Below are 26,567 nucleotides of genomic sequence, written 5' to 3' on the forward strand. Positions count from 1 at the left end.
ATCACTCCGCCGCTGCCGCGGGCGGCAACTGCACCATCAGCCCCAGCTTCTCGTCCAGTGAGCCGAGAACGCGGACGAGCTCGCTGTTGACCGCCTTGATCTGGGCGTTGAGGCCCTCCTGCGCCCGCCAGCGCTCGCGCTCCTCGGTTTCGCGCTTCTCGCGCGCAGCGGCGATTTCGAGCGCGCGGGCGATGGGGTCGGCAATGGCCGCGAGCGTTTCGCGTTCATCCTTGCCGTAGAGGCTGCCGTCGGGGCGCGGGCCGAGAAGCAGCCAACCGAGGCGGCCGTGGCCGTCGGCGGCGAGCGGCACGCGCAGCGGGAAGAGGGGGTCGTCGCGCTCGGTCTCGATCCCCCCGCGGGCGAGCGGCGACCAGCCGGCTCGCCAGGCCTCGACCTCGGCGGTGTCGGTCCCGCGGGCATCGAGCAGCAAGCCATCGAACAGCAACGCCGCGCGGCTCGAACGCACACCATGCGCCACGCGGTCGAGCGCGGCGGCGGCGATGCGCGCGACCGGCGCAGTTTCCCGCATGTCGCCCATCAGCGCCGGCAGGCCGGTCCTGAGCGCAATGAGCTCCTTCTGGAACTTGTGCTCGGCCCAATGGCTCAGCCGGTGGTGCAGCGGCACCACCATCAGTGCGGCGACGGCGGCACCCATCCCGCCGGCGAGAACGCCCAGCCGTTCGCCGAACCAGTGCTCTCCGAGCAGCTCGATGATCCGCTCGGTGCCGGCGAACAACGCCAGCAGCAGGAGCGCCAGCGCGCCGAACGAGACGGAGCGGACGATCACCGCGTCGGCATCGTAGAGCCGGTAGCGAAGCAGCGAGACGATCAGCCCGCCGGCGACCGCCAGCAGGAGGATGATGTTCAGCGCGTCGCGGATGGTCTGGCTCCAGATCCACGCCGGCAGGGGGACGGAGCTGGGCAGGATGACGAACTCGATGAACTGGGTCGGCACCATCAGGAAGGCCGCCACGCCGAAGCCGAACAGCGTCCAGCGGATTTGCTGCCTTTCCGCGCCGGCGGGCAAATGGCGGTAACGCAGGACGAGGGAGATTGCCGATAGAACCAGGAATGCGCTGTGCAGGACCGGCCATCCGGTCGTGATCACCCTGAATACGCCCAGCGGCGTGACCGCGAGCAAGGCCAGCGCGGTCCAGCGCATCCAGCGCGGATAGAACGTACCGTCGGGGAACAGCATCAACGCGAGCATCACCAGCGTAAAGCCCGTCGCCAGCATCGGCTGGCGCATCGCCGGGCCGAGCGTGCCGAAGAAATCGAGGTTTGGAGCCAGGCTCAGGATCGCCAGTCCGAACGACAGCAGGCTCGGCACTCTCCGCCCGCGGCCGCGCACGAACAGCAGGACGGCGGCCAGCGCGAGCGCCAGGCTCGACACCAGCGAGATCAGGTAGAAGAACCAGGCGCGAAGCGGCGGCGCTATGCCCGCGCTGGCCAGCGCGTTCGCCAGGTGAGCGTCGCTCCTCGTCAGGCGGTGCTCGCGAAGCGATCCGTCGGCGGACCGCGTGAGCAGGCGGACGGTGGTGCCGTCGGCCCCGCCGAGGAGCGCGGCCAGCTCGCTCGTCGGGCCGCTGGCCGCGCCCCCGGTGAGCCGCACGCCGTCGACCGCGATCACCTCGTCGCCCCAGCGCACTCCTGCGTCGATCGCCGCCCTGGAAATGGGCCTGAACGGTGCGCTCGAAGAAAGGCCGACCCGGTCATACGCTTCGCCGGCAGCATGCTGCTCGCCCGACAGCAGCGGGCCGGCGATCGGTGCCGCAATGGCAGCCAGGACCAGCGGCAGCCACAAGGCGATGACGATCCACCTGACCCAGGCCAGGCGCGCGCCGGCCGGCGACGCCGCTTCACCCCCGGCGCTTTCCTCTGCTTCGCGGAACACGGCCGGCATTCCTGCCCTCCCTGAGGGCGACCCTGCCTGCCTACCTAACGAATCGGGACGGCGAGCGCCATGCCTCGGGCTCAGTCCTCTTTCGGCAGTACGTCGATCTCCAGCCGCTCGGCCGGTTTGAGGTACTTCGCCGCGATCGCCTGCAGCTCCTCGGGCGTGATCGCCGCCAGCTTGGCCTTGGCCGCCACGAAACGGGCAATCTGGTCGGGCTCGCGCTGGGCGTCGTCGGCCAGGCTGAGCCAGCCGGCGTTGGTCTTGAGCGCGTTGTCGTAGGCTTCGAGCAGCGGCTGGCGGGCGCGCAGCAGGGTGTCGGCGTCGACCGGCTCGGCGGCAAGCCGCGCGATCGTATCGAGCATCGCCTGGCGTGCGGGCTCGACCTGGCTTGCCGCCACCGGGGCGGCCACGTTGAAAGTGCCGTAGCCGCGCCAGGTGCGCGACTGGCTGGCATTGACCCCGGGCGAGTAAGTGGCGCCGAGCTTCTCGCGCAAGTCGTCGGTGAGTTCGACCTGGACGACGCGCTGGAGCAACTCGAGCCGGAGCGAATCGTCGAAGTTGCTGTCATCCTCGGTCGGCCAGCTCATCCGCACGATCGCCTGGTCGGCCGGGCCACTGTGGCGAATCACCCGCAGGCTGCGGTCGGCGGTGAACGGGCGGGTGCGGTTGGCCTCGTAGTCGCGGAATTCGCTTTCCCGCGGCGGCAGCGCGCCGAGGGTGCGCGCCACCAGCGCGATGGTCTTGTCGGAATCGAAATCGCCGACGATCGCCAGCTCGAGAGCGCCGTGCGCCAGCCGGTCGCCGATCGCCCCCTTGAGCTTGGCGAAGCTGAGCGCCAGGTAGGCGTCCTTCGGCTGGAGGGTGAAGCGCGGGTCGCCGTCGGAAACGATCCGGCCGAGGTTGTTGCCGAGCGCGGAATCGGGCGTGGCGTTGAGGCTGGCGAAGTAGTTCTCGATGTTGCGGCGGTATTGCGCTTCGCCTTGCGGGCGGTAACCGGGGTCGCTGATCGCCGCGGCGAGCAGCTCGAGCTGCAGCTCGAGGTCGCGCGGGGTGGTCGAGGCGCCCATGCGGAACGCGCGCTCGCCGTCGCCGATCGCGAAGTTCACGCTGCGCCCGGCGAGGATGGACTGCAACTCGTCGTAGGAATGCTTGCCGAGCCCGCCGACCGGGAGCACGCTGACCATCGCGGTGGCCAGCGGCTGGTCCCTGGTGTCGAGCATTTGGCCGCCGTCGATCGCCAGCGAGAGCGAGACGCGGTCTTTCTGCAACTGCGTCGGCTTGAGGTTGAGCTTGAGCCCGTTGGCGAAGACGATTTCGCGGATGCCGAGCAGCGGCTCGGGCTTGTCCGAGACGACTTTGCCGGGCGGACCGAAATCCGTGTAGGCGAACGCCGCCAGCGCGGCGTCGCCCTGCCTCACCAGCGGTTCGGCCATGCCGGCGTTCCACGCCGCGCGCAGCGCCTCGGCGCCGCCCTTGGGCGCGGTGCGGCCTTCGAAGCGGATCAGCGGGTTGTCTAGCGGGACCAGCTCGTGCTCGAGCGCGGCGAGCACCGCCTCGGGGGTGATCTGCGGGGCGAAAGCGTTGAAGCGCTCGAGCGAGCTCTCCGGCGTTGTCGGGATGCGCTCGTCCTGCAACAGCGAGAGCGCCATGCCGACGAACGTCGCGTTGTTGCGCGTCGCTGCGCCGGCGGCGGCGTTCTCCTGCGCGGTGCGCTGGTTGGCGACCTGCTCGGCGATTTCGGCGGGGGTGAAGCCGAATTCCAGCGCGCGGCGATACTCGCGCTCGGCGGCGGCGAGCGCGCGCTGCCATTCGCCTTCGCCGGCGTCGACCACCAGGCTGGTGGTGCGCCCGGTTTTGAACACGTCGCTGGTGCCCAGACCGGCGCCGCGGAACGGCGGATCGCCGTCGCGGGCGAGACGCTGCAGCCGGCGGTTGACGATGCCGTAGCCGATCTGGCGGAGCAGCTGTTGCTGGCGATTGGCAAGAGTATCGGGCTCGTCCTGGTAGGCGGCGGTGCGCGAGACGGTGATCCGCTCGGGCAGCGCCGGATCGAGGTAGATGTCGGTCTTGCCGGCGATCTCGAAGTCGAGCGGACCGGGATCGGGCTGCGGCTGCGCGGCGGGGGCTTCCCAGTCGGCGAAGTGCGCCTTGATTGCCGCCTCCACCTTGGCGGCGTCGAAATCGCCGACCACGATCACCGCGACGTCTTGCGGCCGGTAAAGCCGCTGCCACAGTGCCTTGAGCCTGGCCGCGTCGGCACCCTGGACGGATTCGGCGGTGCCGATCGGCAGCCGCGCGGCGAACTTCGAGCCGGGGTAGGCGAAGTTCAACTGGTCGACCGTGTCGCGGTAGGCAAATGTGTCGCGCACGCGCTTTTCCGACAGCACAACGCCTTTCTCGCGCTCGACGGCCTCGGGCGCGAACGTCAGCTCGCTCGCCGTTTCGCGCATCAGCATGAGCGCGGTGTCGAGCAACTTGGGATCGTTGCGCGGCAGGTCGAGCTTGTAGACGGTGGCGTCGAAGCCGGTCTGCGCGTTGGTGTCGGCGCCGAATGCGAGCCCCTCGCGCTCGAGCAGCTTGACCATCTCGCCTTCGGGCACGTGGGCCGAGCCGTTGAACGCCATGTGCTCGATGAAGTGCGCCCACCCGGCCTCGTCGTCGCGCTCGGCGAGCGAGCCCTGGTGGACCCACATCTGGACCATGCCTTGCGCCGCCGGTGTGGCGTTCGCCCGGACCACGTATCGCATCCCATTGGGCAGCAGGCCGAAGCGGTAGCTGGGGTCGAGCGGCAGATCGCTCTTGGCGAACGGCCAAACGGATGTGGCGGCGGCGGCGGGCGCGTCGCCTTTCGCCGGGAGCGGCGAGAGCGGAAGGGCGAAGGCGAGGAGAAGGGCGGGGACCCAGCGGCGGAACAGCATTGCCCCCATCCTTGCCCCAGCCAAGCTTAACCGGCCCTGTTTGCCGACGGCTTGCGTTACTTCTTCTTCACCGGAGTGCCGCGCAGCTTGGCGCGGTGAGCGGACATGTCGAACACCTCGCCCGGGCTGGCATCGTCGTTGAGCAGGCCGAGGCGGCGGGCGACTTCCTGGTAGGCCTCCTCCTCGCCGCCGAGGTCGCGGCGGAAGCGGTCCTTGTCGAGCTTCTCGTTGGTGGTCATGTCCCACAGGCGGCAGCCGTCGGGGCTGATCTCGTCGGCGAGGATCACCCGGCTGTAGTCGCCGTCCCAGATGCGCCCGAATTCGAGCTTGAAGTCGATCAGGCGGATGCCGACCGCGGCGAACATGCCGCACATGAAGTCGTTGATGCGGATCGCCATCGCCGAGATGTCCTGCATCTCTTCGTTCGAAGCCCAGCCGAAGCAGGCGATGTGCTCTTCGGCGACCATCGGGTCGTTGAGCGCGTCGTCCTTGAAGTAGTACTCGATCAGGGTGTGCGGCAGCGGCTCGCCTTCCTCGATGCCGAGGCGGGTGCTGATCGACCCGGCGGCGACGTTGCGCACGACCACTTCGAGCGGGATGATCTCGACCTGGCGGACGAGCTGCTCGCGCATGTTGAGGCGGCGGATGAAGTGGGTCGGGATGCCGATGTGCGCCAGCCGCAGGAAGACGTATTCCGAGATGCGGTTGTTGATCACGCCCTTGCCGTTGATCGTGCCCTTCTTCTGGGCGTTGAAAGCGGTCGCGTCGTCCTTGAAGTACTGGATCAGCGTACCCGGTTCGGGTCCTTCATAGAGGATCTTGGCCTTGCCTTCGTAAATCTGGCGGCGGCGGGACATGGCGGTGACTCTCATTGGCGGGAAAAGCGAGCGCCCCGGTGAACGAAGCATGGCTTCGCCAGGCCGGGGCGGGAGGCAACCATATACGCAGAGCGGCCCGAAAAGCAATTGCGGGGGGGCCGCGCTCGGGTAAACCTGTCGCCCAGGCAAAGGGAGAGGCCCATGAACACCGACCGCCGTACCGTGCTCGCCGCCGGAACCGTGCTGACCACGATGCTCGCCACCGGAGCGCGCGGCCAGGAGCAGCCGCACGAGCCGGCCAAGGGCCCTTCGGGCATCATGGAGGTGATCCACATCTACGCCGGGGCCGACGGCGTCAGCCACGTTAACCGGGTCAAGGTGCTCGGCTCGCCCAAGCCGCTGCCGATCGAGGCGGTTATCGCCACCTCGATTGCGCAAGGCACCGAGGACTGGCACCGGGCCCCGGCCAAGACCTTCACCATAAACGTGATCGGCGACATCGAAGGCGAGGTCGGCGACGGCACGCGGGTCAAGATCGGCAAGGGTGACCTGGTCTATCTCGAGGACCTCACCGGCAAGGGCCACGTCACCCGGCTGCTGACTCCGGTCGCCAACCTGTTCATCCGCATGAAGCCCGATTTTGACTTCATAGCCTGGGCGAACGCAGCGCCGACGAGCCAGAACATCTGGGGCTGAGCGCCGGCGGCACGCGCCGACGCCGCTCAATGAACCGTCGGCGGCGGCGTTCCTTCGGTCAGCGTCGCAAGCGGGCCGCGCTCGATGACGCGGCCGAGCGTCGCGCGCTGTACGAGGACGCTGAACAGGACCGCGGCAAAGGTTGCGGCAAGGAGCAATTCGCGGGTCTCGCCGGCCGGAATGGCCAGCGCGAGCGCGATCGAAATGCCTCCGCGAAGGCCGCCCCACCACAGCACTGCGAAGGCGCCCGGTCCATGGCGGCGCGAAGCGGGAAGAAGGCCCTTGATCAACAGCACCGAGATCCCCCGCCCGGCGAGGACGATGACGATCGCTGCCGCACCCAGAGCAAAGTGCGGGCCGCTCGGCACCACGGCGATGACGTTGAGCCCGATCAGCAGGAACAGGATCGCGTTCAGCAAGTCGTCGATCAGCTCCCAGAATTTGATCACGTAATCGCGCGTGATATCGCTCATCGCGTAGCTGACGCCGAAATTGCCGATCAGCAGCCCGGCTACCGCCATCGCTAGCGGGCCCGAGAAGTGCAGCGCCGAACACAGCGCATAGCCGCCCATCACCACCGCCAGCGTGGCGAGCACCTCGAGCGCATAGTCGTCCATGGAGCGCATGGCGCGATAGCCCAGCCAGCCGACGGCCAGGCCCACGACAATCCCTCCGCCCGCCTCCTGAGCAAACAGCTGCGCGCCATCGGATAACGAGAAGTCCTGACCGCTGACCGCCGCATCGAACAGGATCGTGAACAAGACGATGCCGACCCCGTCGTTGAACAGGCTCTCGCCGCCGACGGTTGCCTGGAGGCCTTTTGGAACGTGCTGTTCCCGGAGCACGCCGAGGACCGATACGGGATCGGTGGGCGAGATCAGCGCGCCAAACACGAAATACCAGATCGGCGCGATCGGCAGGGCGAGCGCCAGGCCCACGCCCCAGGTCGTCGCGCCGATTACCGCGGTCGAAACGATCACCCCTACAGTCGACAGCAGGAGAACCGGGACCCAGTCCTTTCGCAACTGCTCGAGATCGACGTGGAGCGCGCCGGCGAACAACAGGAAGCTGAGCAGTCCCTGGAGCAGCGTGTCGCTGAAATCCATGCGCAGGAGGTACCCCGTGACCCAGTCGTCGATCGTCACCCCCGGCAGGAATTCATTTGCCAGCAGCAGCCCGATCGAAGCCAGCGCCCCCATCACCGTAAATCCGATGGAAGTCGGCAGGCGGAGGAAGTGGTAGTTTGCCAATCCGAGGACCGCCGCCGCAACCACGAGGATCGCGGCGATGTCGAACGTGGCGAGCGAGTAGGGCGAGGCCGGCATCACTCAGCGATAGCTTCCCGCCCGCAGTTGGCCAACCGCTACTCGGCCGTCACCGCGTCGGCGAACTCGCTCTCGTACTTGGCGATCAGTGCGCGGTCGTCCCGGTTCCACGGGTGGAAACCGGGCAGGAAATAGGCGATCCACGCCGGGAACAGGCGCCGCAGCGCGCCGGGCTTGCCGAACAGGTACCACACGACCTTGGCCATCGCCCGCCAGCCGGTGATGCCGTCCTGCGCCATGAAATCGAGCGCGTCGCGGCTGCGGTGGTGGACAAAGCGCTTGGTAATCAGCAGCATGATCGCCGCCTTGAGCTTCCAGCGGCGGAAGCGCGGCCAGTCGCGCGTGGCGTGCAGGAAGGTGTCGTAGGCGACTCCCTTGTGCTCGATCTCCTCGATCGCGTGCCAGCGCCAGATATCCGCCTGCGGCACATCGGCGTCGAAGAACGCCCTTGGGTTGGTCAGGAACAGGTGGGCGAACATCGCCGTGAAATGCTCGAGCGCGATGGTCACCGCCAGCTGGACGATCGGCGGGCGGGCATGGGCCTGGTTGGTGTTGGCGGCGATGCGCGCGTCGACCCCGGTGGTGTCGTAACCCGCCTCGCTTGCCGCGCGATTGAGCGCGAGGTGCTCGCGGCTGTGATTGACCTCCTGCTTGATGAACGCGCGAATCTCGCGTTCGAGCTTGGGCGGGGCACCCTCGCGGAAGGCCTTCACCGCTTCGATGAACAGCGCTTCGCCGCGCGGGAAACTGGCCGAGAGCGAGTTCATCCACGCGGTCGCCACCGGATCGCCGTTGCACCACCAGCGCGGCAAGGGCCGCTCGCGGTCGAAGCGCAGGTCGCGCACGACGATGGCGGGCGTTTCGCCTTTGACGGGAAAAGTGGGGGGCGCGTTCATCGATGGTTCGATCCTTCGGCGCAGTTAGGGAAAGTGCCGCCCGAATGCTAGTCTTCGAGCTGCATCCACTTGGGCAGCAGCGATGCCTCGATCTCGACCACTCGCACGTGGTCGACGGCAAAGCCGAGCTCGGGATAGCCGGCCTTGCGCCGCGCCTCGTCAGAGCGGGCGAGCGGTACCACCACCAGCCGGCGGCTCACTTTCTGCCGCCAGTTCATCCGCGCGGTGTTCTCCTGGCCGATGTAGCAGCCCTTGGAGAAGCTCACGCCATTGAGCTCGGCGGCGTTGGTTTCGAGCCACAGCACGTCGGCCATCTCGGCGCGGCCCTCGGGCACGCCGAGCGCGAGGCGGTGCTTGCGCCAGGCGTCGTCGGCGCTTTCGTCGCCGGGTTCGATCTTGGCGATCCACCGCTGTCCCAGCTCGTGCAGCCGCGGGTCGGGCGCGCCGCCGTCGCCGAGCTCGGGCTGCCAGTAGACCCCGAGCGTGTCGTCGCGGGCAATGCCGATCTTGCGCCGCAGGCGGTACATGGAGAGGCGCTTGACCAGGTCGTCGGCCGCGTCGGCCTCGCAATCGACCAGAAGCTCGCCGTGCCCGGCGGGCCAGACGATGAAGTCGAACAAGGTCTTGCCTTGCGGCGTCAGCAATCCCGCCCACGCGGGGAGCTCGCCGGTCACGTCCTGCGTGACGAGGCCTTGCAGGAAGTCGGCAACGTCCTCGCCTTCGTCTTGCGGGGAAAGGCGGATGAGGGCGCGGGAAAACAGGCGTTCGGCGGGCATGGGTGACAGATAGGCATCTGCGCGACTAAGGGAAGCCCAAGATGCCGCCCGAGACGCTCACGATCCGCCGCCCCGACGACTGGCACGTGCACTTGCGCGACGGCGACATGTTGCGCGCCGTCGTGCCCTACACGGCTCGGCAGTTCGCGCGGGCGATCGTCATGCCCAACCTCTCGCCGCCGGTGATCGATACCGCCGCGGCCGACGCCTACCGCAAGCGGATCGTCGCGGCGCTGCCCGAGAGCGCGGACTTCACGCCGCTGATGACCTGCTACCTGACCGACATCTCCGATCCGGCCGATCTTGCTCGCGGCTTCAAGGAAAGCGTGTTCACCGCGGCCAAGCTCTATCCGGCGAACGCGACGACCAATTCAGCGCACGGGGTCACCGACATCGCCCGCATCCGCAACGTGCTCGACAGGATGGCCGATCTCGGCATGGTGCTGTGCGTACACGGCGAAGTGACCGATCCCGAAGTCGACGTGTTCGACCGCGAGGCGGTGTTCATCGATCGCGTGCTCGCCCCGCTGCTGCGCGAGCTGCCCGAACTCAAGGTGGCGTTCGAACACGTCACGACCGAACAGGCGGTGCAGTTCGTCGAGAGCAGCGGCAGCAACGTCGCGGCGACGATCACGCCGCAGCACCTGCACCTCAACCGCAACGCGATGCTCGTCGGCGGAATTCGCCCGCACGCTTATTGCCTGCCGGTCGCCAAGCGCGAAAAGCACCGCCAGGCGCTGCGGAAAGCGGCGACTTCGGGCTCGCCGAAGTTCTTCCTCGGCACCGACAGCGCGCCGCACACCCGCGAGGCCAAGGAAAGCGCGTGCGGTTGCGCGGGCATCTTCAACGCCCCGTTCGCGCTCGAGAGCTACCTCACGGTGTTCGAGGCCGAAGGCGCGCTCGACAAGTTCGCCGGCTTCGCCTCCGAGCATGGGCCGCGCTTCTATGGGCTGCCGCTCAACGAAGGCACTGTGACGCTGGTGCGCGAGCCGAGCGAAGTGCCGAGCGAGATCGGCGGCGTGGTGCCCTTCCACGCGGGCGAGATGCTCGACTGGAAGCTCGCCTAGGCGACCGGGTTCAGGGCCTCTCCGCGCGAGCCGCGCAGGATATCCCACACGAACAGCAGCGCGGCGCACCAGATCGCCACGAAGCAGCCGAGCTGCGCCGGGTTGAGCTTTTCCCCGAAAACCAGCAGGCCGAGCAGGAACACGATCGTCGGCGAGGTGAACTGGAGGAAACCCATCACCGTGTAAGGCAGACGCCGCGCGGCGAAGGCGAACATGATCAGCGGCACCGCAGTCATCGGCCCGCCGAAGGCGACCGCCGCTGCGATCAGCGGACCGTGGGTCAGCGCCGAACCGGCCGGCTGCGTGGCGAACCAGCCGACCACGGCCAGCGAAACCGGCGCCAGGATCAGCGATTCGATCGTCAGCCCGGCGAGCGACCCGGCGTTCACCGTCTTGCGCAACAGGCCGTAGAGCCCGAACGTCAGCGCCATCGACAGGCTGACCCACAAGGTGGTCAGCGCGCCCGTGGCAAGGACGATGACGCCCGCGGCGGCTAGGGCCACCGCTGCCCACTGCACCCGGGAAAGGCGTTCGCCGAGCACCACAAGCCCAAGCAGCATCATCAGCAGCGGCAGGATGTAGTACCCCAGGCTTGCGGCGTAGATGTGACCCGCGTTGATCGCCCAGACGTAGAGGAACCAGTTGACGGCCACGAGCGTGGCGCTGGCGAGCAGCGTCAGCAGCGCGCGCCGGTCGCGGAGCACCGAGCGGACTTCGCCGCCGGCCTTGCGCCAGAGGATGATCGCGCCGCAGATCGGCAGCGTGAACAGGATCCGCCAGGCGACGTATTCGACCGCCGGCACGCTCTTCACCAGCAGCAGGTAAAGCGGCATCGATCCCCACACCGCATGCGTGCCCAGTGCGGCGGCGAGCCCAGCGCGGTCGAAAGGAGGCCTCCTGTCGTTCATCGGCGTGCGTTACCCGCCGCTCGGCGCTGCGGCAAGCGAGCGATCTCGACAAGAAGGTTCGCAAAAACATGGACTTATGAATTCTGACAACTCCGTTGCGGTTCCGTTCAGAAAAAGAGGCATAAACCTGAACGCCACGAAGGAGATTGAATCATGAAGACCCTGTTCCGCACCAGCGCTCTCGCTCTCGCCGCCGCCGGCATGGCGGTTTCGGCCGTGCCCGCCCAGGCGCAGGACTATTATGGCCGTCACAGCTATTCGCAGCATCACCATCGCGACCGCTACGGCTACGACACCCGCTACTACGGCCGCGATTATCGCTCGGAGCCGGTCTATCGCAACACCCGCACGTGGCGCGGCAACGACGGCCGCTACTACTGCCGCAAGAAAGACGGCACGACCGGCCTGATCATCGGCGCGGCCGCCGGCGCCCTGCTCGGCCGCGCGGTCGACGGTGGCTACAACCACACGACCGGCACGATCCTCGGCGGCGTGGTCGGCGCCCTGCTCGGCAAGAAGGTCGCGCAAGGCTCGAGCTGCCGCTGAGCCTACCGCTCGGGCCGCGCCTTCCCCTGTTAGGCGCGGCCTTTGCGTGGCCCCTGGGTCGCAAATCGGGGGCCGCGCCAGGGCGTCCATGCATCGCATGGGCGCCCTGTTTGCGTTCCGGCGGCGCCTATCCCGAAACGGGACGCAACGTGACTTTGGCTCACTTCTTCAGGCACTTGCGCTATGCCGAGTCGGGATTCGCAAGAACTTGAAGGGGTCGCGCCATGATTCGTCGAACGATCTGCCTTATCGCGCCCGCGCTGCTGCTCTGCGCGTGCGGCGGCAAGGATGAGCCGACCAAGCCATCGGCCGACGATCCGGCGATGGCCGGCGCGCTCGGCGATCAGGTGTTGACCGATCCCGACCTTGCCGGCGAGAACGGCGCCAACCGCGGGGCTTCGCTGCCGTCGGGCGAAGGGGCAGTCCCCGCCGCCGACATGTCGCCCGAAGCGCTCGCCGCCGCGCGCGGGGCGGCGCTCAAGCTGGTCGGCGGGCCCGGCGCGATGAAAAAGGCGCCCGAGGCGCGCGAGGTCAAGGGTACGGTGCCGGCGGATTCGCAGCTCACCGCCGCGGCGCGCGCCGCCACCGGACCGGACGGCAAGAACGGCTGCGCGGCAAAGGTGCGCTATACCGCCGCGTGGGCAGCCAAGCTGCCCGAGGCGTTCCCGGTGTACCCGAAAGGCTCGGTCCAGGAAGCCGCCGGCACCGACGAAGGCGAATGCGCCTTGCGAACCGTCAACTTCATTACCCCGGTGCCGGTCGCGGAGGTGATCGACTTCTATTACACCCAGGCACGTGCGGCGGGCTATTCCCCACAGCACGTGCGAGACGGCGCCGACGATGTGCTCAGCGGGGTCAAGGGCGCGGCAAGCTTTGTCGTCATGGCGCGCGACCTGCCCAACGGTGGGGCCAGCGTCGACCTGGTCACCAACGGCGGCTGAGCCCCCTCAGCGCGGGGTCGCCCGGCGATCCTCGCGAAAGCCGACGCCGACGCTGGCGCGCGGCTGCTCCATCTCGCTGCTGGCCACCGGGTAGGCGCAGTAGTCGGCGGCATAGAACGCCGCCGGGCGATGATTGCCCGACAGGCCGATTCCGCCGAACGGCGCGGCCGAACTGGCGCCGTTGGTCGGCCGGTTCCAGTTGACGATCCCGGCGCGGATATTGGCCCAGAAGCGATTGTAGTCCTGCGGATTGCCGCCGATCAGCGACGCCGAAAGGCCGAAGCGGGTGTTGTTGGCCTCGGCGATCGCTTCGTCGAAGCTGTCCACCTTGATCACTTGCAGCAGCGGACCGAACAGCTCGACGTCGGGGCGCTGGGCCATCGCGGTGGTGTCGATGATGCCGGGGTGAATGAACGGCAGCCCGGCGTGGGGGCGGCGCAAGTGGCTGATCGGCTTGCCGCCGTTCGACATCAGGTAAAGGAAGCTCTCGGTCAGCCGGTCGGCGGCCTCGACGTCGATCACCGGGCCCATGAACGGCGCCGGCTCGTCGAACGGGCCGCCGACAATGATCCGCCCGACCAGCCGTTTCACCTCGTCCAACGCGTGGTCATAGAGGCTCGACTTGACGATCAGCCGCCGCGCGGCCGTGCAGCGCTGGCCGGCGCTGGTGAAGGCCGATTGGACGATCAGCGTCGCGGCGTCGGAAATCTTCGGCGTGTCCCACAGCACAATCGGGTTGTTGCCGCCCATCTCCAGCGCGACGATCTTGCCCGGGTTGGCGGCGAGCTTGCGATTGATCGCAATGCCCGCTTGCGCCGATCCGGTGAACAGCACGCCGTCGATGCCGGGATGCGCCACCAGGGCCTTGCCTTCGTCGGGCCCGCCGATCAGCACCTGGACGACTGCGGCGCTGATCCCGGCGCGGTTGAACAGCTTGGCCAGGAATTCGCCCACCGCCGGGGTCTTCTCGCTCGGCTTGAAGATCACCGCGTTGCCGGCGATCAGCGCCGGGACGATGTGCCCGTTCGGCAAGTGCGCGGGGAAGTTGTACGGCCCAAGCACCACCATCACCCCGTGTGGTTTGTGGCGCAGCGCGGCCGAGCCCTGCAGCGCGCTGTCGAGCTTCCTCTGCCCGGTGCGCTCGGCATAGGCGCGGACCGAGATCTCGACCTTGGCGATTACCGACTCGACCTCGGTGCGCGCTTCCCACAGCGGCTTGCCGGTCTCGCGCGCGACCAGCTCGGCGAACTTGTCGTTTTCCTTGCGCACTTCGTTGGCGAAGCGGCGGAGCAGCTCGATGCGGGTGGCGAGCGGCTGCGCGGCCCATGCCGGCCATGCGCGGCGGGCGCGCTCGACGGTGGCATCGACATCGCCGACTTTACCGCGCCAGAGTTCCGTGCCGGTTGCCGGCTCGGTGGATATGATGATGTTTTCGCTCAACTAAAAGTCAGGAGTAACAGCATTTTTCGCGCACCTGATGCGGCTGATAGACGCTGCCGGTTAACCACACCACCCCGGTAAGGGTTTACAGGGGGCTAAGCGGCAAGCCCCGCCGGCGCGGGCGGCTCGCCGAGGGCGTCGCCCATCCGGCGCACGGCGGCGACCTTGTCAACCAGCGGCTGCCAGTCGTCGCGTTCGGCGATGGCCGACCAGATCGCCTCGACCTCGTCGATCAGCATCGATTGTGGAGCGGGATCGGACCAGTACGGATGGTCGGCGGCGACCGCTTCGTAGCTCGCCAGGGCTTCGGCGATCGGACCGCTCGCACCGCGGCCGGCGCGATGGCGGAAGAAGAAGTCGTCGGGGCCGAGGTTCCCTTCGCGCATGGCCTTTTCGGCGGCGGCGATCAGCCCGCTGTCGGTTTCGATCCCGCGGCTCACGATGCCAAGGCGCCAGCAGAAGCGGCGGGTCATCGCCGCCGTGTAGCACTCGCCGAAGCGATTGAATGCGGCGACCAGCGGCTCGGCCTCGCAGACGCGGCGCAGCGCGACGCCGAGTTGGCCGAGGTTCCAGCGGATCGCCTCGGGCTGGCGACCGAAGGCGTAAAGCCCGGTCTGGTCGAAATAGGCGGCGGTGAAGCTCGGCTCCCATGTGGGCAGCCAGCGCCACGGGCCGTAGTCGAAGCTCTCGCCGGTGACGTTCATGTTGTCCGAGTTGAGCACTCCGTGGACGAAGCCCGCGGCCATGTAGCTCGCGGCAAGGTCGGCGAGCCGCTCGACTGCCTGGTGCAACAGGCTGGCCGCCGGCTCGTCGCGGCCCGGCGCGTCGACGGGTGGTGGTGGGCCGGGGAATTGCGCGAGGCAGTAATCGACCAGCTGGCGCATGTGCTCGTCTTCCCCGAGCACGGCGAGCCGCTGGAAGGTGCCGATGCGGATATGCGAATGGCTCAGGCGGACGAGCACCGCAGAGCGCGTCGGCGAAGGCTCGTCGCCGCGCTCGAGCTCCTCGCCGGTCTCGATAACCGAGAAGGTCTTCGAGGTATTGACCCCGAGCGCCTCGAGCATCTCGGTGGCGAGGATCTCACGCACCGCGCCCTTGAGCGTCAGCCGCCCGTCGGCGGTGCGGCTGTAAGGCGTGCGCCCGCTACCCTTGGTGCCGAGGTCGAGCAGGCGATTCGCGCCGTCGCGCAGTTGGGCGAAAGTGAAACCGCGGCCGTCGCCGATCTCGGGATTGTACACGCGGAACTGATGCCCATGGTAGCGCAGCGCCAGCGGGCGCGGGAGGTTATCGGGCAGCAGCTCGAAGCGGCCGAAATGGGCGATCCACTGTTCGTCGGAGAGGCTCTCCAGCCCGACCGCCTTGTCCCACAGGCCATTGCGAAAGCGCAGCTCGTGCAGCGGAAAGCGCGCCGGATCGACCGGGTCGGCGAGCCATTCGGCGAGCGACAGGATCTGTGGATCCGCGCGGTAGGGGGCGGCTTGCGGTTCGGCGCGCATCTGGCCATTAGTGGCCGCGAGCCGAGCCCGGCGCAAGCGCGGGCGCAATCCGAGGAACCTCAATCTCGATGGCCGAACCGGCCTTTACCGAAAGCAAGTGGGAAAGCGGGGACGGTCTCGGTCTCCGTTACCGCGACTACACGGGGCCTGACACGAAGCCGCCGCTGCTGTGCCTTCACGGCCTGACCCGCAACGCCCGCGATTTCGAGCCGCTGGCGGAGCGCTTCGCCGGCGAGTGGCGGCTGATCGTGCCCGACATGCGCGGCCGCGGACAGAGCGAATACGCGCGGGAGGCGGCGAGTTACCGGGCCCGCAGCTACATCGACGACGTGGTGCGGTTGCTGGGGCAGCTGGATTGCGGGCCGGTTGTGGCGGTCGGCACGTCGATGGGCGGGATGATCGCGATGCTGATGGCGCAAGCGCGGGCCTGGCCGCTCGCGGGCGCGGTGCTCAACGACATCGGCCCCGACCTGGAGGCCGCGGGAATCGAGCGGATTCGCGGCTATGTCGGGCAGGGCGGCAACTTCGAGACCTGGATGCACGCCGCGCGCCATTTGCGCGAGCAAGCCCATGCGGCCCACCCCGACTTCGCGATCGGAGATTGGCTCGCGTATGCCAAGCGAGTCATGGTGATGACCGGCAACGGCCGCATCGCGTTCGACTACGACATGAAGATCGCCGAGGAATTCAACGCCCCATCGGATGGCGAGCCGTTCGACTTGTGGGGCGCCCTGCGCGCACTCGCGGGCATTCCGACACTCGCGCTGCGCGGTGAGCTTTCCGACCTGCTGTCGGCGGCAACGGTGGCGAAGATGCAGGCGGAGCTACCCGGCCTCAAGGCGGTAACCGTCCCGCGCGTCGGCCATCCGCCGACGCTGGCCGAGCCGCAGGCACAGCAGGCTATCGCCGATCTGCTGGCGGAGGTCGCGTGAAGGAATCCGGCAGCGCGGTGCCCCGCATCCTTCACATCCACTCCTCGTTCGACCCGGGCGGCAAGGAGCTGCGCTGCGTGCGGTTGATCAACGCTTTCGGGGGCGCGGCGGTCAACGCGCTGGTTTCGGGCGAACCCGACCAGCGCGGGGCGGCCAGGCTGATCGAGCCGATGGTCGTGTGGGCCAGGTTCCCCTCGCTCAAGGGCAAGCCGTGGCCGTGGCGGCTCAAGGCCATGGCCGCGGCGATGCAGGGCTACGACCTCGTCTGCACCTACAACTGGGGCGCGATGGACGCCGCGCTTGCGCACACGCTGTTCGCCGACGTCTACGAGCTTCCGCCGCTGGTGCATCACGAGGACGGCTTCAACGAAGACGAGGCGGACCAGCGCAAGGCCAGCCGCAATCTCTATCGCCGGTTCGCGCTGGGGCGGGCGTCGGCGCTGGTGGTGCCATCGCACACGCTCGAACGGATCGCGCTGGAGGAATGGGAGCAGCCGCGCAGCCGGGTGCGGCGGATACCCAACGGGATCAGGACCCGGGCCTATGCCAGGAAGCCGCGGTCCGACGTCTTGCCGGGGCTGGTCAAGCGCAAGGGCGAGTCGTGGGTCGGCTCGCTGGCCGGGCTGCGCAAGATCAAGAACCTGACCGCGCTCGTCCGCGCGGCGACCTTCCTGCCTGACGAGTGGCAACTGGTGATAGCGGGCGAGGGTCCCGAGCGGGCCACGATCCTCGCCGAAGCCGAGCAGCAGGGTATCGAGCACCGGGTGCACCTGCCCGGCTTCGTCGCCGACCCGGCGAGCGTCGCCGGACTGTTCGACGTGTTCGCCTTGTCCTCGCTGAGCGAGCAATTCCCGATCTCGGTGGTCGAAGCGATGGCCGCCGGTCTGCCGGTGGCCGCGCCCGCGGTCGGGGACGTCGCCGAAATGGTCTCCGAGGCGAACCGCGAGTTCATCGTCGCGCCCGGCGACGAACGCGCGCTGCGCCGCGCGTTGACGGCGCTTGCGGAGGACCCCGCGCTGCGCAAGCGGATCGGCGAAGCCAACCGCGTGCGCGCCCGCAAGGAGTACGACGAGACGGCGATGATCGAGCGCTACAAGGCCCTGTACTGGGGGCTCATGGGCAGGAAGTTCGCTTAACCGGCAGTTCACCTGACCGGGGACACAGGCCAATCGACAATTGAATTGCCGTGCCCATCAGCTAAACAGCCGCCGAAACCGCACCCGCAGCCTTTTTCGGAAAGCCCCACGTGGCCCTCACGCCGACTTCAGACCCCAACGCCGACAAGCTCGCGGTGCGCCGCGCGGCCGAACAGGACGTGCTGCTGCGCGAGGTCGACGAAGCCGTACGGCAAGACGAGGCGGCCGAGTTCGCCAAGCGCTACGGCAAGAGCATCATCGCGCTCGTGGTGCTGGCGCTGGCGGCCTTCGGCGCCTGGCTATGGTGGAAAGACTATCGCGAGGGTCAGCTCGAGAAGGGCTCGGAACAATTCGTCCAGGCGCTCGACCAGCTCGAAGCCGGGCGCACCAAGCTGGCCGACGCGGCGCTCGATCCGATCGCCCAGGACGGTACCGCGGCGGCCGCCGCCGGGGCCAAGCTCATTCAGGCCGGGGAGGCGATCGCCAAGGGCGACAACGCGCGGGCGACGACGATGCTGTTCACCCTCGCCGACGACAAGGACGCGCCGCAGGCCTATCGCGACCTCGCCTCGATCCGTGGCGTCGCGGCGAGCTTCGACACGATGAAGCCGGACGATGTGATCGCCCGCCTCAAGCCGCTGGCGAAGCCCGGCAACCCATGGTTCGGCAGCGCCGGCGAGCTGGTGGCGATGGCCTATCTCAAGCAAGGCAAGAAGGACCTCGCAGGCCCGCTGTTCGCCGCGATCGCCAAGGAGGAAGACGCGCCGAAGTCGATCCGCTCGCGCGCGCGACAGATGGCCGGCGTGCTGGGTTACGACGCGGTGGTCGACGTCGACCAGGTGCTCGCCGAGGAGCGCATAAACAAGTCCGGGCCGGGCGCCTCGGCACAATGACGGACGGGACAATGACCGGCAGGCAGATTTCGAAGTTCACCCGTCGCGCAGGCGCGGCGCTGATGCTTGCGGTGCTTCTCGCGGGGTGCAGCGCGATCGGCGGCAAGCACAAGCCGACCACCCCCACGGTCGGCAACCGCACGCCGATTCTGTCGCATATCACCAACGACGCCGCGCCCGATCCCACGCTCGCCAGCGTCGAAATCGTGCTGCCGCCGGCGCAGGTCAACACCGATTGGGAAACGGCCGGCGGTGGCGCCTCGAAGAACCCTGGCCATCTGGCGCTGGGCGCTGCCCCGGTGCGCGCATGGACCGTATCGATCGCAGGATCGAACAAGAAGCAGCGGCTCGCGGCGGCTCCGGTTGTCGGCAACGGCACGCTTTACGTCGTCGACACCAGCGGCGCGGTGAATGCGTTCGACGCGGCGACCGGCGGCAGGCGCTGGGCCTATCCGCTCGACGTCGCCAAGGACCTGCGCAATTCCAAATTCGGCGGCGGCGCGACTTATTACGACAGCAAAGTCTACGCCACCAGCGGCTCGGGCGACGTCGTCGCGCTCGACGCCGCCACCGGGGCGCAGCAGTGGCGGATCAAGCTGCCGTCTCCTCTGCGCGGTTCGCCGACCGTGGCGTTCAACACGGTCTTCGTGATGACCCAGGACAACCAGATCGTCGCGCTCGATATCACCGACGGCCATCAGCTGTGGGAAGATACCGCGGCCACCGGCGAGCAGGGTGTGTTCGGCGTGGCCGCCCCGGCCGCGGGCCAGGGCACCGTGATTGCCGGCTACAGCACCGGGGAACTGGTCGCCTACCGCTACGAGAACGGCCGTGTGCTGTGGTCCGATGCGCTCGCCCGAACCTCGATCTCGACCTCGGTGAGCACGCTGACCGATGTCGACGCCGATCCGATCATCGACAGCGGCCGGGTCTACGCGCTCGGCCAGGGCGGCCGCATGGCGGCCTACGAGCTGGTCACCGGCCAGCGCATCTGGGAGCTCTCGCTGGCGGGGATCTCGACGCCGGTGATTGCCGGAGAATGGATCTTCACGCTGACCGACGACGCGCGGTTGCTGGCGATCGCCCGCTCGACCGGGCGCGTCCGCTGGGTCACCCAGCTCGAGCAGTTCAGGAAGCCGAAGAAGCGTGAGGGCCCGGTGTTCTGGACAGGGCCGGTGCTGGCGAACAACAAGCTGTGGATCGCCAATTCGCTCGGCCAGGTTTACGACGTCGACGTCACGAGCGGGACGCCGACCCTGTTCAATGAGATGAAGAGCCCGATCTCGCTGCCGCCGATCGTCGCCAACCAGACGCTCTACATTCTTTCCGACGACGGCAAGGTCACCGCCTTCCGCTAGAACCCCGGCCAGCGTTACCCGGCGCTTAACCCTTTGGGGTTAGGCGCGTTTTCGATGAGCACGCAGCGATCCGGTGCGGGTCCGCCCGCGAGCGATGTCTCGCCGGCCGTCGGGCTGGTCGGCCTGGCGGGGCTTGTCTCGTGGATCTTGATCTGCCGCAATTGGCCGGGTGTGGCCGACGCGCTCGCTTTGCCGGGGCCGCGCGAGCGGCTTTCCGGGCCCTATTCCGCGCTCGTCGCGATGGCTTTGGCCGGTTTTCTGATGGCGGCGTGGTCGGTGCTGGTCGAGAAGGTTCACCGCAGTCCGTCGACGGGGATCGAATGGGACCGCAGACGTCCGTTCGCCACGACGCTGCATATCTCGGCGACCAAGCTCGCCGGGCTGTGGGCGACCTGGGCGCTGATCGGATTCCTCTATTGCCTCGGCCGCTGGTATTGGGACGGGCAATACCTGTTCGCCATGCACGTGATCGGCTGGGCGACGCTGCCGATGTTCGTCCTCTCGGTGCCGTATGTCCTGTGGCTCGACCGCGTGCTGGTCGAGCCGCGGGACCACGCCTGGAACTTCGGGGCGATGCTGATAGGCCGCGAGCCGTGGGACGGCGAGGAGGTCGGGAAGCACTGGCGCACGTGGATCATCAAGGGCTTCTTCGGTGCCTTCATGATCTCAATCCTGCCGCCGGGTTTCGCCGGGGTGGTGAACGCCGACTGGGGCGAGATCGTGCGTGATCCGGTCCGCACCGGCAACGCGCTCTTCGATATCCTGTTCACCATCGACGTGCAGATCGGCACCGTCGGTTACCTGCTCACGCTGCGCCCGCTCGGCGCGCATATTCGTAGCGGCAACCCATTTCTCGGTGGCTGGGTCGCGGCGCTCATCTGCTATCCGCCGTTCGTCTACGCCTTCATGGGCCGCGGCGGGGTGCTGCAATACGAATACAACACCGCGGGATGGGGTTACTGGCTCGCCGGGCACGGCGCGCTGCTGTGGGGCTGGGCGGCGATGCTGGCCGCGCTCACCGCGATCTACGCCTGGGCCACGCTCGCATTCGGCATCCGCTTCTCGAACCTGACTTACCGTGGGGTGCTGACCAACGGCCCATACCGTTTCAGCCGCCATCCGGCGTACCTTTCGAAGAACCTGTTCTGGTGGCTGTCGGTGCTGCCGTTCCTGGTGACCAGCCATTCGGCGGTCGACACGATCCGCAACACCGTGCTGCTCGGCTGCGTCAGCGCGATCTACTTCTGGCGCGCCAAGACCGAGGAAGCTCACCTGCTGGGCGAAGATGCGAAGTACCGCGAATACCATGCGTGGATGGAGCACCACGGCGCCGTCACCGCCCCGCTTGCCCGCCTGCTCGGCCGCGCGCGGCAGCGGCGGGTCGCCGTTCAGCCGGCGGAGTGATCAGAGCGGCGTAGGCTCGCCGACTTCGTAAGCCAGGACCTGGCGATCGTGGAAGCCGAGCGTCTCGCGCACAGACTGCCATTCCTTCATGTGGGCCGCCGCGAAGTGGACTTCGAGAGCTTCGCGGCTATCCCATTCTTCGTGCACGCGGAACAGGCCGGGCTCGGCCATGTCCTCGGCATACGAATAGTCGCGGCAGCCCGGCTCGGCGCGCGAGGCGGCGATCGCTTTCGCCATCGCGGGGCGCGCTTCGGCGATCCGCTCGGGCGGCAGGCGAAAATGCCCGCTGACGAGGATCATCAGAAGCTCTCTTCGTAGACGCGGCTGATATCGCCGCCCCATTCGCCGTGGAACTTGTCGAGCAGGCGCTGGGCGGGAACCTTGCCGCTGTCCACGATCTCTTCGAGCGGTTCGAGGAACCCTGTTTCGTTGTCGCCGCTGGTGCTGAGCCTTGCGCGCGCCGAGAGTCCGGCACGAGCGATCGGCAGCACTTCGCGGGCGAGGTCCAGCAGCTTGCCGCCGCCGGGCAGCGGCGCGCCGAGCGCCAGCCGGGGCACCGCGTCGCGCAGCGCCTCGCGTTCGTCCATCGACCAGTGCTTGACGAGATCCCACGCGGCGTCGAGCGCCGCGTCGTCGTACAGCAGCCCGACCCACAGCGCCGGCAGCGCACAGATGCGGTTCCACGGGCCGCCGTCGGCGCCGCGCATCTCGAGGAAGCTCTTCAGGCGCACTTCGGGGAAGGCGGTCGAGAGGTGGTCGATCCAGTCGCTTTCGAGCGGCAGCTCGCCGGGCAGGGCAGGGAGCTTGCCGGCGAGGAAATCGCGGAAGCTCTGCCCGGCGGCGTCGATGTATTTCCCGTCGCGGAACACGAAGTACATCGGCACGTCGAGCATGTAGTCGACGTAGCGCTCGTAACCGAAGCCGTCCTCGAACACGAACGGCAGCATGCCGGTGCGGTGCGGATCGGTGTCGGACCAGATATGGCTGCGATAGCTCAAGTAACCGTTAGGTTTGCCTTCGGTGAAGGGGGAATTGGCGAACAGCGCGGTCGCCAGCGGCTGCAGGGCCAGGCTGGTGCGGAACTTCTTGGCCATGTTCGCTTCGGAACAATAGTCGAGGTTGACCTGGATCGTGCAGGTCCGCAGCATCATGTCGAGACCCATGCTGCCGACCCGCGGCATGTGCCGCAGCATGATCGCGTAGCGGCCCTTGGGCATGATCGGCAGTTCTTCGCGGGTCTTGTCGGGCCACATGCCGAGGCCGAGGAAGCCGACCCCGCAGCGCTCGCCGATCGCCTTGACCTGGTGGAGGTGACGGCCTGTCTCGGCGCAGGTCTGGTGCAGGTTCTCCACCGCCGCGCCCGACAGTTCGAGCTGCCCGGCCGGTTCGAGGCTGACGGTGCCGTCGTCGCCCGCCATGGCGATGACCTGCCCGTTCTCCTCCACCGGATGCCAGCCGAACTCCTGCAATTCCAGAAGGATATCGCGGATACCTCCGCGCTCGTCGTAGCTCGGCGCGCGGTGACTTGAAGTCTTGTAGACGAGCTTTTCGTGCTCGGTGCCAATGCGCCAGTTGTCGGGGGCCTTCTCGCCCTCCTGCATGGGGGCAATGAGCTGCTCGCGGGTTTCGATCCGCCGCTCTTCCCCCGTCGAGACCGTGCGCGTGCTCATCGGAGCGCCCCGTTAGGCAAGGCTGTGGATTTGCGCCAGCGCTATTTGCTCCAGTCGCCGGCGGTCGCCATCCACAATGCGCTGGCGGCGACGGCGGCGGTCTCGCCGCGCAGGATGCGCGGGCCGAGCGAGATTGGCACCGCGGCGGGGTGCGCGCGGATCGCCGCGCGTTCGCCGCCATCGAAGCCGCCCTCGGGACCGATCAGCAAGCCGGCAGGGCGGGAGCTTTGCGCGAACGCCTGTGCCGCCGGCTCGCCGCCGAACTCGTCGGCGAAGAACAGCGCGCGATCGGCCGGCCAGCCGGCGAGCAGCGCATCGAGCTTCACCGGCTCCACCAGTTCGGGCAGGGCCGTGCGGGCGCATTGCTCGGCGGCTTCGGTGACGATCGCCCGGGCGCGTTCGAGATTGAGCTTGTCGGCCACGCAGCGGCGGGTGACCACTGGCCGGATCGCGCGCACGCCGAGCTCGGTGGCCTTTTCGAGCACCAGGTCGAAGCGGTCCTTCTTGAGCAGCGCCGGGCACAGCCACAGGTCGGGCACCTGCTCGCGCTCGCGCAGCTTCTCGGCCAGTTCGAGCGAAACGTTGCGCTTGCCGACGCCGGCCACCCGCGCCGCCCATTCCCCGGTCAGGTCGTCGCACAGCACCACGGCGTCGCCCTCGGCCACGCGCATGACCTTGGCGAGATAGTGCGCCTGGTTGCCTTCGACGCCGATCACCGAGCCGTGCGCCAACGGCCCCGGCACGAACAATCGCGGGGCACTGCGGGGAGGCCAGGCGGGGGTGGCGGGCATGGCTAGGCAGGTGCCATGACGCGGGGTAGGGGGCAAGCATGTCCGCCGAGCACATCGTCCCCGACAGCGAGCACCGCGGGCTTGTCGGCATGCTGCCGCGACGCATGCGCGATTTCGCCCTGCTCGCGCGGTTCGACCGGCCGATCGGCTGGTGGCTGCTGTTCTGGCCGTGCGCCTGGGGGGTCTGGCTGGCCGGGGCGGGGTGGCAGTTCGGACTGATTGCCTGGCTGCTGCTAGGCGCGATCGCGATGCGCGGGGCGGGGTGCGTCTACAACGACATCGTCGACGCCGACCTCGACCGGCAGGTGGTGCGCACCGCGGCGCGGCCCGTAGCCAGCGGCCGGGTGAGCGTAAGGGCGGCGTGGGGCTGGCTGCTGGTGCTGTGCGCGGTCGGCCTCGTCGTACTGTTGCAACTGCGCTGGCAGGCCGAACTGGTCGCGCTCGCCAGCCTTGTCCTCGTGGCCGCCTATCCGTTCATGAAGCGCATCACCTGGTGGCCGCAGGCGTGGCTCGGCCTGGTGTTCACCTGGGGGGCGCTGGTCGGCTGGGCCGCGCTCAGGCTCGACCACATCGACGCGCTGCTGGCGCTCTACGCCGGTTCGATCTTCTGGTGCATGGGCTACGACACGATCTACGCGCTGCAGGACAAGGAGGATGACGCGCTGGTCGGCATCCGCTCGAGCGCGCTGCGGTTGGGCGAGAACGTACAGGCCGGGGTGCTCGCCTTCTACTGCCTCGCGCTGACCTTCTGGGGTCTCGCCGTTTGGTGGGTGCGCGAGGATCCATTTGCCATGTTCGCGTTACTGCCGGCGGCGGTTCACTTGCTGTGGCAAGGGCTTACGCTCGATCCGGCCGACGGCGCGAACGCGCTCGCCCGGTTCCGCTCGAACCGCTTCGCCGGCGCATTGGTGGCGGCGGGCTGCTTCGTGGTCGGGAACGCATAGACTTGACTTGATCTTGCTTTGTTCGCATCCTGTTCCGAAAGAAGCAGGAGTCGCAGGGCCATGCCGCAAGTCGATTTCGTCTACCAGCCGGCCAACGACGCCGCCGGAATGCCGCTCGCGGTGTCGATCTTCGCCGACCGCGCGCACTTGCGCGACGAGATTCGCGACGACGTCGCCGCCGCCGGGCTGGCGGTGCGCGAATGCGGCTCGCTCGCGGGGCTGCTCGAAGGCGAACCGCGTCCGCTCGGTGAAGTCGTGCTGCTCGATTGCCCCGAGGTCAGCGGCACCGAACTGGCCGCGCTCAGCCGGCTCGACATCCGGGCCGCGAGGGCGGGCGCGCACCTGGTCATCTCGACCACCGTCGACGCGCTCGACGATGTTTTCGCCTGCTGCGACCAGTCGGCCCCGCAGATCCTCGTCGATCCGAGCCGCGCCGAGCGGGTGATCGCGCTCGGGCGCGTGCTGGCGCGCGTGCCCAACTTGCGGCTGCGCGAGCTGGCCGAGGACGAAAGGCTCACGCTGCTGCGCCTGACCGAGCAAGTCGGCCAGATCGCCGCACGGCTGGAGCGGCTGGGCACCGACGAGGCGCCCTTGCGGTGGAACGCAGCGGCGTTCCGTTTCGAGAGCCCGGCGCCGGCGTATTCGGGCCCTGACGGTGACGACGGCGGTGAGCGGCTGGTGCGCGCCCCGCGCCCCCCGCTGCCCGATCCGCGGCTCGTGCGCACGATCATCCGCCAGCGGCAATTGCGCGCGAAGTTCTTCGATGCCGAGCTGTTCGCCGATCCCGCGTGGGACATGCTGCTCGACCTCACCGCCGCACGCGCCGAGCACACCCGCGTCTCGGTCACCTCGCTGTGCATCGCCAGCGGGGTGCCGCCGACCACCGCGCTGCGCTGGATCGGCCAGATGACTCAAGGCGGGCTGCTCGAACGGGTCGAGGACGAAAGCGACCGCCGCCGCGCGTTTATCGCCCTGAGTGACGCCGCGGCCGACGGCATGGCCCGCTACTTCGCGGAGATCGGCCGCAGTCCGAAGGCGATCTGAGGCTTCAACTGGCGTCGGGCAGCAATAACCCGTCGAGAATGGTTCGCGCGTGCTGTTCCGCCAGTTCGGGCAAGTCCGGCAGGGGGGCGGTGTCGCGAAATACTTCACGGAACAACGCGCTCGCCAGCATCGGACCCATGATTGAGAAGGCGTACAGCCGGGCGTTGCCGGGCCTGATCTCGCCGCGCGCCTGAGCCCGCTCGATCGCGAGGGTCAGCATGCCGAGCACCTTGGAGACGACCTCGTCGTGCCACACCCGGGCGAGGTCGGGAAACTGGCGCGATTCGGCGACCAGCAATCGCATCATCGCCGGCAGGCGGCCTTCGCCGATCACGGCTGCGGCTTGCGCCAGGAACATCGGCACGAGCTCGGCGATCGGCCGGTCGAGATCGGCCGCAGCGCCGTGGAGCCGTTCGAGATGCGAGGTAAGCACCGTCTGCGCCACGGCGCGGAACAGGTCGTCCTTGGTCGGGAAGTAGACGAACACGGTGCCCTTGGCGACGCCTGCCCGGCGGGCCACGTCCTCGAGACGCGCCGCGCCGAAGCCGCGTTCGGCGAAGATGGCGATCGCCGCCTCGATGATCTCGCTCGGCCGCGCGTCCTTGCGCCGCTGGCGCGGCCGCGCTTTCGGCTTCTCGGCATTGCTGTGCGGGGTCTTGGCCATACCGGAT

General features: G+C 68.3%; 24 protein-coding genes. 11 read left to right on the forward strand and 13 right to left on the reverse strand.

Annotated features, from left to right (window positions below; genetic code table 11):
• Nucleotide 1 precedes the first annotated feature (1 nt).
• The 3 genes from G7B69_RS10875 to purC form a co-directional block, all read right to left on the reverse strand.
• Nucleotides 2–1,903 carry a PDZ domain-containing protein gene (locus tag G7B69_RS10875; RefSeq protein ID WP_166179109.1) on the reverse strand — a complete coding sequence of 634 codons (1,902 nt, stop codon included), beginning with the start codon at nucleotides 1,901–1,903 and terminating at the stop codon, nucleotides 2–4.
• Between the two features lie 71 nt (nucleotides 1,904–1,974).
• On the reverse strand, nucleotides 1,975–4,815 hold the full coding sequence (locus G7B69_RS10880) for a M16 family metallopeptidase (protein ID WP_166179111.1): 2,841 nt from the start codon (nucleotides 4,813–4,815) through the stop codon (nucleotides 1,975–1,977).
• Between the two features lie 56 nt (nucleotides 4,816–4,871).
• On the reverse strand, nucleotides 4,872–5,672 hold the full coding sequence (gene purC / locus G7B69_RS10885) for a phosphoribosylaminoimidazolesuccinocarboxamide synthase (protein WP_166179113.1): 801 nt from the start codon (nucleotides 5,670–5,672) through the stop codon (nucleotides 4,872–4,874).
• 162 nt (nucleotides 5,673–5,834) lie between these two features.
• Here purC and G7B69_RS10890 point away from each other — a divergent pair, with 162 nt between their 5' ends.
• Complete coding sequence (locus G7B69_RS10890; RefSeq protein WP_166179115.1) at nucleotides 5,835–6,329, forward strand: cupin domain-containing protein; 495 nt, start codon at nucleotides 5,835–5,837, stop codon at nucleotides 6,327–6,329.
• Nucleotides 6,330–6,355: 26 nt separating this feature from the next.
• Here the strand turns inward: G7B69_RS10890 and G7B69_RS10895 are convergent, their stop codons facing one another.
• Genes G7B69_RS10895 through ygfZ form a run of 3 tightly spaced genes read right to left on the reverse strand, consistent with a single transcriptional unit; the run spans nucleotide 6,356 to nucleotide 9,326 of the window.
• Nucleotides 6,356–7,654, reverse strand: a complete 1,299-nt coding sequence (locus G7B69_RS10895; protein WP_166179117.1) for a cation:proton antiporter — start codon at nucleotides 7,652–7,654, stop codon at nucleotides 6,356–6,358.
• Between the two features lie 38 nt (nucleotides 7,655–7,692).
• The gene (locus G7B69_RS10900; protein WP_166179119.1) at nucleotides 7,693–8,550 is read right to left on the reverse strand and encodes a metal-dependent hydrolase; all 858 of its coding nucleotides are present in this window, start codon (nucleotides 8,548–8,550) and stop codon (nucleotides 7,693–7,695) included.
• 47 nt (nucleotides 8,551–8,597) lie between these two features.
• Nucleotides 8,598–9,326 (reverse strand): CAF17-like 4Fe-4S cluster assembly/insertion protein YgfZ, encoded by a 729-nt coding sequence (gene ygfZ, locus G7B69_RS10905; protein ID WP_166179121.1) that lies wholly within the window; start codon nucleotides 9,324–9,326, stop codon nucleotides 8,598–8,600.
• 41 nt (nucleotides 9,327–9,367) lie between these two features.
• On the opposite strand from ygfZ, the gene pyrC reads away from it, so the two are divergent.
• A complete protein-coding gene (gene pyrC, locus G7B69_RS10910) occupies nucleotides 9,368–10,393 on the forward strand; it encodes a dihydroorotase (RefSeq protein WP_166179123.1) in 1,026 nt (341 codons plus the stop codon).
• Here pyrC and rarD read toward each other — a convergent pair.
• Nucleotides 10,390–11,301, reverse strand: a complete 912-nt coding sequence (gene rarD, locus G7B69_RS10915; protein ID WP_166179125.1) for an EamA family transporter RarD — start codon at nucleotides 11,299–11,301, stop codon at nucleotides 10,390–10,392. The two genes, pyrC and rarD, sit on opposite strands and share 4 nt — an antisense overlap.
• 153 nt (nucleotides 11,302–11,454) lie before the next feature.
• On the opposite strand from rarD, the gene G7B69_RS10920 reads away from it, so the two are divergent.
• Both G7B69_RS10920 and G7B69_RS10925 read left to right on the forward strand, forming a co-directional pair.
• Nucleotides 11,455–11,847: a glycine zipper 2TM domain-containing protein gene (locus G7B69_RS10920; RefSeq protein WP_166179126.1), complete on the forward strand. Its 393-nt coding sequence runs from the start codon at nucleotides 11,455–11,457 to the stop codon at nucleotides 11,845–11,847.
• Between the two features lie 224 nt (nucleotides 11,848–12,071).
• Nucleotides 12,072–12,788, forward strand: coding sequence for a hypothetical protein (locus tag G7B69_RS10925; protein WP_166179128.1), 717 nt, complete (start codon nucleotides 12,072–12,074; stop codon nucleotides 12,786–12,788).
• Between the two features lie 6 nt (nucleotides 12,789–12,794).
• Here G7B69_RS10925 and astD read toward each other — a convergent pair whose 3' ends face one another.
• Nucleotides 12,795–14,228 carry a succinylglutamate-semialdehyde dehydrogenase gene (gene astD / locus G7B69_RS10930; RefSeq protein WP_166179130.1) on the reverse strand — a complete coding sequence of 478 codons (1,434 nt, stop codon included), beginning with the start codon at nucleotides 14,226–14,228 and terminating at the stop codon, nucleotides 12,795–12,797.
• Between the two features lie 95 nt (nucleotides 14,229–14,323).
• Nucleotides 14,324–15,724, reverse strand: coding sequence for a protein adenylyltransferase SelO family protein (locus G7B69_RS10935; protein WP_166179132.1), 1,401 nt, complete (start codon nucleotides 15,722–15,724; stop codon nucleotides 14,324–14,326).
• Nucleotides 15,725–15,792: 68 nt separating this feature from the next.
• On the opposite strand from G7B69_RS10935, the gene G7B69_RS10940 reads away from it, so the two are divergent.
• The 5 genes from G7B69_RS10940 to G7B69_RS10960 all read left to right on the forward strand — a co-directional run bounded on the left by G7B69_RS10940 (nucleotide 15,793) and on the right by G7B69_RS10960 (nucleotide 21,447).
• Complete coding sequence (locus tag G7B69_RS10940) at nucleotides 15,793–16,656, forward strand: alpha/beta fold hydrolase (protein ID WP_166179134.1); 864 nt, start codon at nucleotides 15,793–15,795, stop codon at nucleotides 16,654–16,656.
• Complete coding sequence (locus G7B69_RS10945; RefSeq protein WP_166179136.1) at nucleotides 16,653–17,792, forward strand: glycosyltransferase family 4 protein; 1,140 nt, start codon at nucleotides 16,653–16,655, stop codon at nucleotides 17,790–17,792. Before G7B69_RS10940 ends, G7B69_RS10945 begins: the two co-directional genes overlap by 4 nt.
• Nucleotides 17,793–17,902: 110 nt before the next feature.
• Nucleotides 17,903–18,685, forward strand: coding sequence for a tetratricopeptide repeat protein (locus G7B69_RS10950; RefSeq protein ID WP_243415128.1), 783 nt, complete (start codon nucleotides 17,903–17,905; stop codon nucleotides 18,683–18,685).
• 11 nt (nucleotides 18,686–18,696) lie between these two features.
• A complete protein-coding gene (locus G7B69_RS10955) occupies nucleotides 18,697–20,043 on the forward strand; it encodes an outer membrane protein assembly factor BamB family protein (protein WP_243415129.1) in 1,347 nt (448 codons plus the stop codon).
• 54 nt (nucleotides 20,044–20,097) lie between these two features.
• Complete coding sequence (locus G7B69_RS10960; RefSeq protein ID WP_166179140.1) at nucleotides 20,098–21,447, forward strand: methyltransferase family protein; 1,350 nt, start codon at nucleotides 20,098–20,100, stop codon at nucleotides 21,445–21,447.
• Here the strand turns inward: G7B69_RS10960 and G7B69_RS10965 are convergent, their stop codons facing one another.
• The 3 genes from G7B69_RS10965 to G7B69_RS10975 are packed head-to-tail and all read right to left on the reverse strand — an operon-like array spanning nucleotide 21,448 to nucleotide 23,908.
• Complete coding sequence (locus G7B69_RS10965; RefSeq protein WP_166179142.1) at nucleotides 21,448–21,747, reverse strand: putative quinol monooxygenase; 300 nt, start codon at nucleotides 21,745–21,747, stop codon at nucleotides 21,448–21,450. It lies immediately after the preceding gene.
• Nucleotides 21,747–23,117, reverse strand: a complete 1,371-nt coding sequence (locus G7B69_RS10970; protein ID WP_166179144.1) for a glutamate--cysteine ligase — start codon at nucleotides 23,115–23,117, stop codon at nucleotides 21,747–21,749. The genes G7B69_RS10965 and G7B69_RS10970 overlap by 1 nt, the downstream gene beginning before the upstream one ends.
• 41 nt (nucleotides 23,118–23,158) lie before the next feature.
• Nucleotides 23,159–23,908: a 16S rRNA (uracil(1498)-N(3))-methyltransferase gene (locus tag G7B69_RS10975; protein ID WP_166179146.1), complete on the reverse strand. Its 750-nt coding sequence runs from the start codon at nucleotides 23,906–23,908 to the stop codon at nucleotides 23,159–23,161.
• Between the two features lie 38 nt (nucleotides 23,909–23,946).
• Between G7B69_RS10975 and ubiA the strand changes: the two genes are divergently transcribed.
• Together ubiA and G7B69_RS10985 are read left to right on the forward strand one after the other, a co-directional pair.
• Nucleotides 23,947–24,852, forward strand: a complete 906-nt coding sequence (ubiA, locus tag G7B69_RS10980) for a 4-hydroxybenzoate octaprenyltransferase (RefSeq protein WP_166179148.1) — start codon at nucleotides 23,947–23,949, stop codon at nucleotides 24,850–24,852.
• A gap of 60 nt (nucleotides 24,853–24,912) precedes the next feature.
• Nucleotides 24,913–25,896 (forward strand): helix-turn-helix domain-containing protein, encoded by a 984-nt coding sequence (locus G7B69_RS10985; RefSeq protein ID WP_166179150.1) that lies wholly within the window; start codon nucleotides 24,913–24,915, stop codon nucleotides 25,894–25,896.
• A 4-nt stretch (nucleotides 25,897–25,900) separates the two neighbouring features.
• Here G7B69_RS10985 and G7B69_RS10990 read toward each other — a convergent pair whose 3' ends face one another.
• Nucleotides 25,901–26,560 (reverse strand): TetR/AcrR family transcriptional regulator, encoded by a 660-nt coding sequence (locus G7B69_RS10990; RefSeq protein ID WP_166179152.1) that lies wholly within the window; start codon nucleotides 26,558–26,560, stop codon nucleotides 25,901–25,903.
• Nucleotides 26,561–26,567: the final 7 nt, after the last annotated feature.

The sequence above is a fragment of the Croceibacterium segetis genome, assembly GCF_011320115.1.
GTDB classification, from domain to species: Bacteria; Pseudomonadota; Alphaproteobacteria; order Sphingomonadales; family Sphingomonadaceae; genus Croceibacterium_B; species Croceibacterium_B segetis.

Bases quoted from the DNA above. Each gene is read 5' to 3' on its own strand.
- G7B69_RS10890 (WP_166179115.1), top strand. From the start codon at position 5,835: ATGAACACCGACCGCCGTACCGTGCTCGCCGCCGGAACCGTGCTGACC.
- G7B69_RS10900 (WP_166179119.1), bottom strand. From the start codon at position 8,550: ATGAACGCGCCCCCCACTTTTCCCGTCAAAGGCGAAACGCCCGCCATC.
- G7B69_RS10940 (WP_166179134.1), top strand. From the start codon at position 15,793: ATGGCCGAACCGGCCTTTACCGAAAGCAAGTGGGAAAGCGGGGACGGT.
- G7B69_RS10990 (WP_166179152.1), bottom strand. From the start codon at position 26,560: ATGGCCAAGACCCCGCACAGCAATGCCGAGAAGCCGAAAGCGCGGCCG.
- ubiA (WP_166179148.1), top strand. From the start codon at position 23,947: ATGTCCGCCGAGCACATCGTCCCCGACAGCGAGCACCGCGGGCTTGTC.
- purC (WP_166179113.1), bottom strand. From the start codon at position 5,672: ATGTCCCGCCGCCGCCAGATTTACGAAGGCAAGGCCAAGATCCTCTAT.
- G7B69_RS10985 (WP_166179150.1), top strand. From the start codon at position 24,913: ATGCCGCAAGTCGATTTCGTCTACCAGCCGGCCAACGACGCCGCCGGA.
- G7B69_RS10895 (WP_166179117.1), bottom strand. From the start codon at position 7,654: ATGCCGGCCTCGCCCTACTCGCTCGCCACGTTCGACATCGCCGCGATC.
- pyrC (WP_166179123.1), top strand. From the start codon at position 9,368: ATGCCGCCCGAGACGCTCACGATCCGCCGCCCCGACGACTGGCACGTG.
- G7B69_RS10965 (WP_166179142.1), bottom strand. From the start codon at position 21,747: ATGATCCTCGTCAGCGGGCATTTTCGCCTGCCGCCCGAGCGGATCGCC.
- G7B69_RS10875 (WP_166179109.1), bottom strand. From the start codon at position 1,903: ATGCCGGCCGTGTTCCGCGAAGCAGAGGAAAGCGCCGGGGGTGAAGCG.
- G7B69_RS10955 (WP_243415129.1), top strand. From the start codon at position 18,697: ATGACCGGCAGGCAGATTTCGAAGTTCACCCGTCGCGCAGGCGCGGCG.
- G7B69_RS10925 (WP_166179128.1), top strand. From the start codon at position 12,072: ATGATTCGTCGAACGATCTGCCTTATCGCGCCCGCGCTGCTGCTCTGC.
- G7B69_RS10920 (WP_166179126.1), top strand. From the start codon at position 11,455: ATGAAGACCCTGTTCCGCACCAGCGCTCTCGCTCTCGCCGCCGCCGGC.
- G7B69_RS10935 (WP_166179132.1), bottom strand. From the start codon at position 15,724: ATGCGCGCCGAACCGCAAGCCGCCCCCTACCGCGCGGATCCACAGATC.
- ygfZ (WP_166179121.1), bottom strand. From the start codon at position 9,326: ATGCCCGCCGAACGCCTGTTTTCCCGCGCCCTCATCCGCCTTTCCCCG.
- G7B69_RS10960 (WP_166179140.1), top strand. From the start codon at position 20,098: ATGAGCACGCAGCGATCCGGTGCGGGTCCGCCCGCGAGCGATGTCTCG.
- rarD (WP_166179125.1), bottom strand. From the start codon at position 11,301: ATGAACGACAGGAGGCCTCCTTTCGACCGCGCTGGGCTCGCCGCCGCA.
- G7B69_RS10975 (WP_166179146.1), bottom strand. From the start codon at position 23,908: ATGCCCGCCACCCCCGCCTGGCCTCCCCGCAGTGCCCCGCGATTGTTC.
- G7B69_RS10880 (WP_166179111.1), bottom strand. From the start codon at position 4,815: ATGCTGTTCCGCCGCTGGGTCCCCGCCCTTCTCCTCGCCTTCGCCCTT.
- G7B69_RS10970 (WP_166179144.1), bottom strand. From the start codon at position 23,117: ATGAGCACGCGCACGGTCTCGACGGGGGAAGAGCGGCGGATCGAAACC.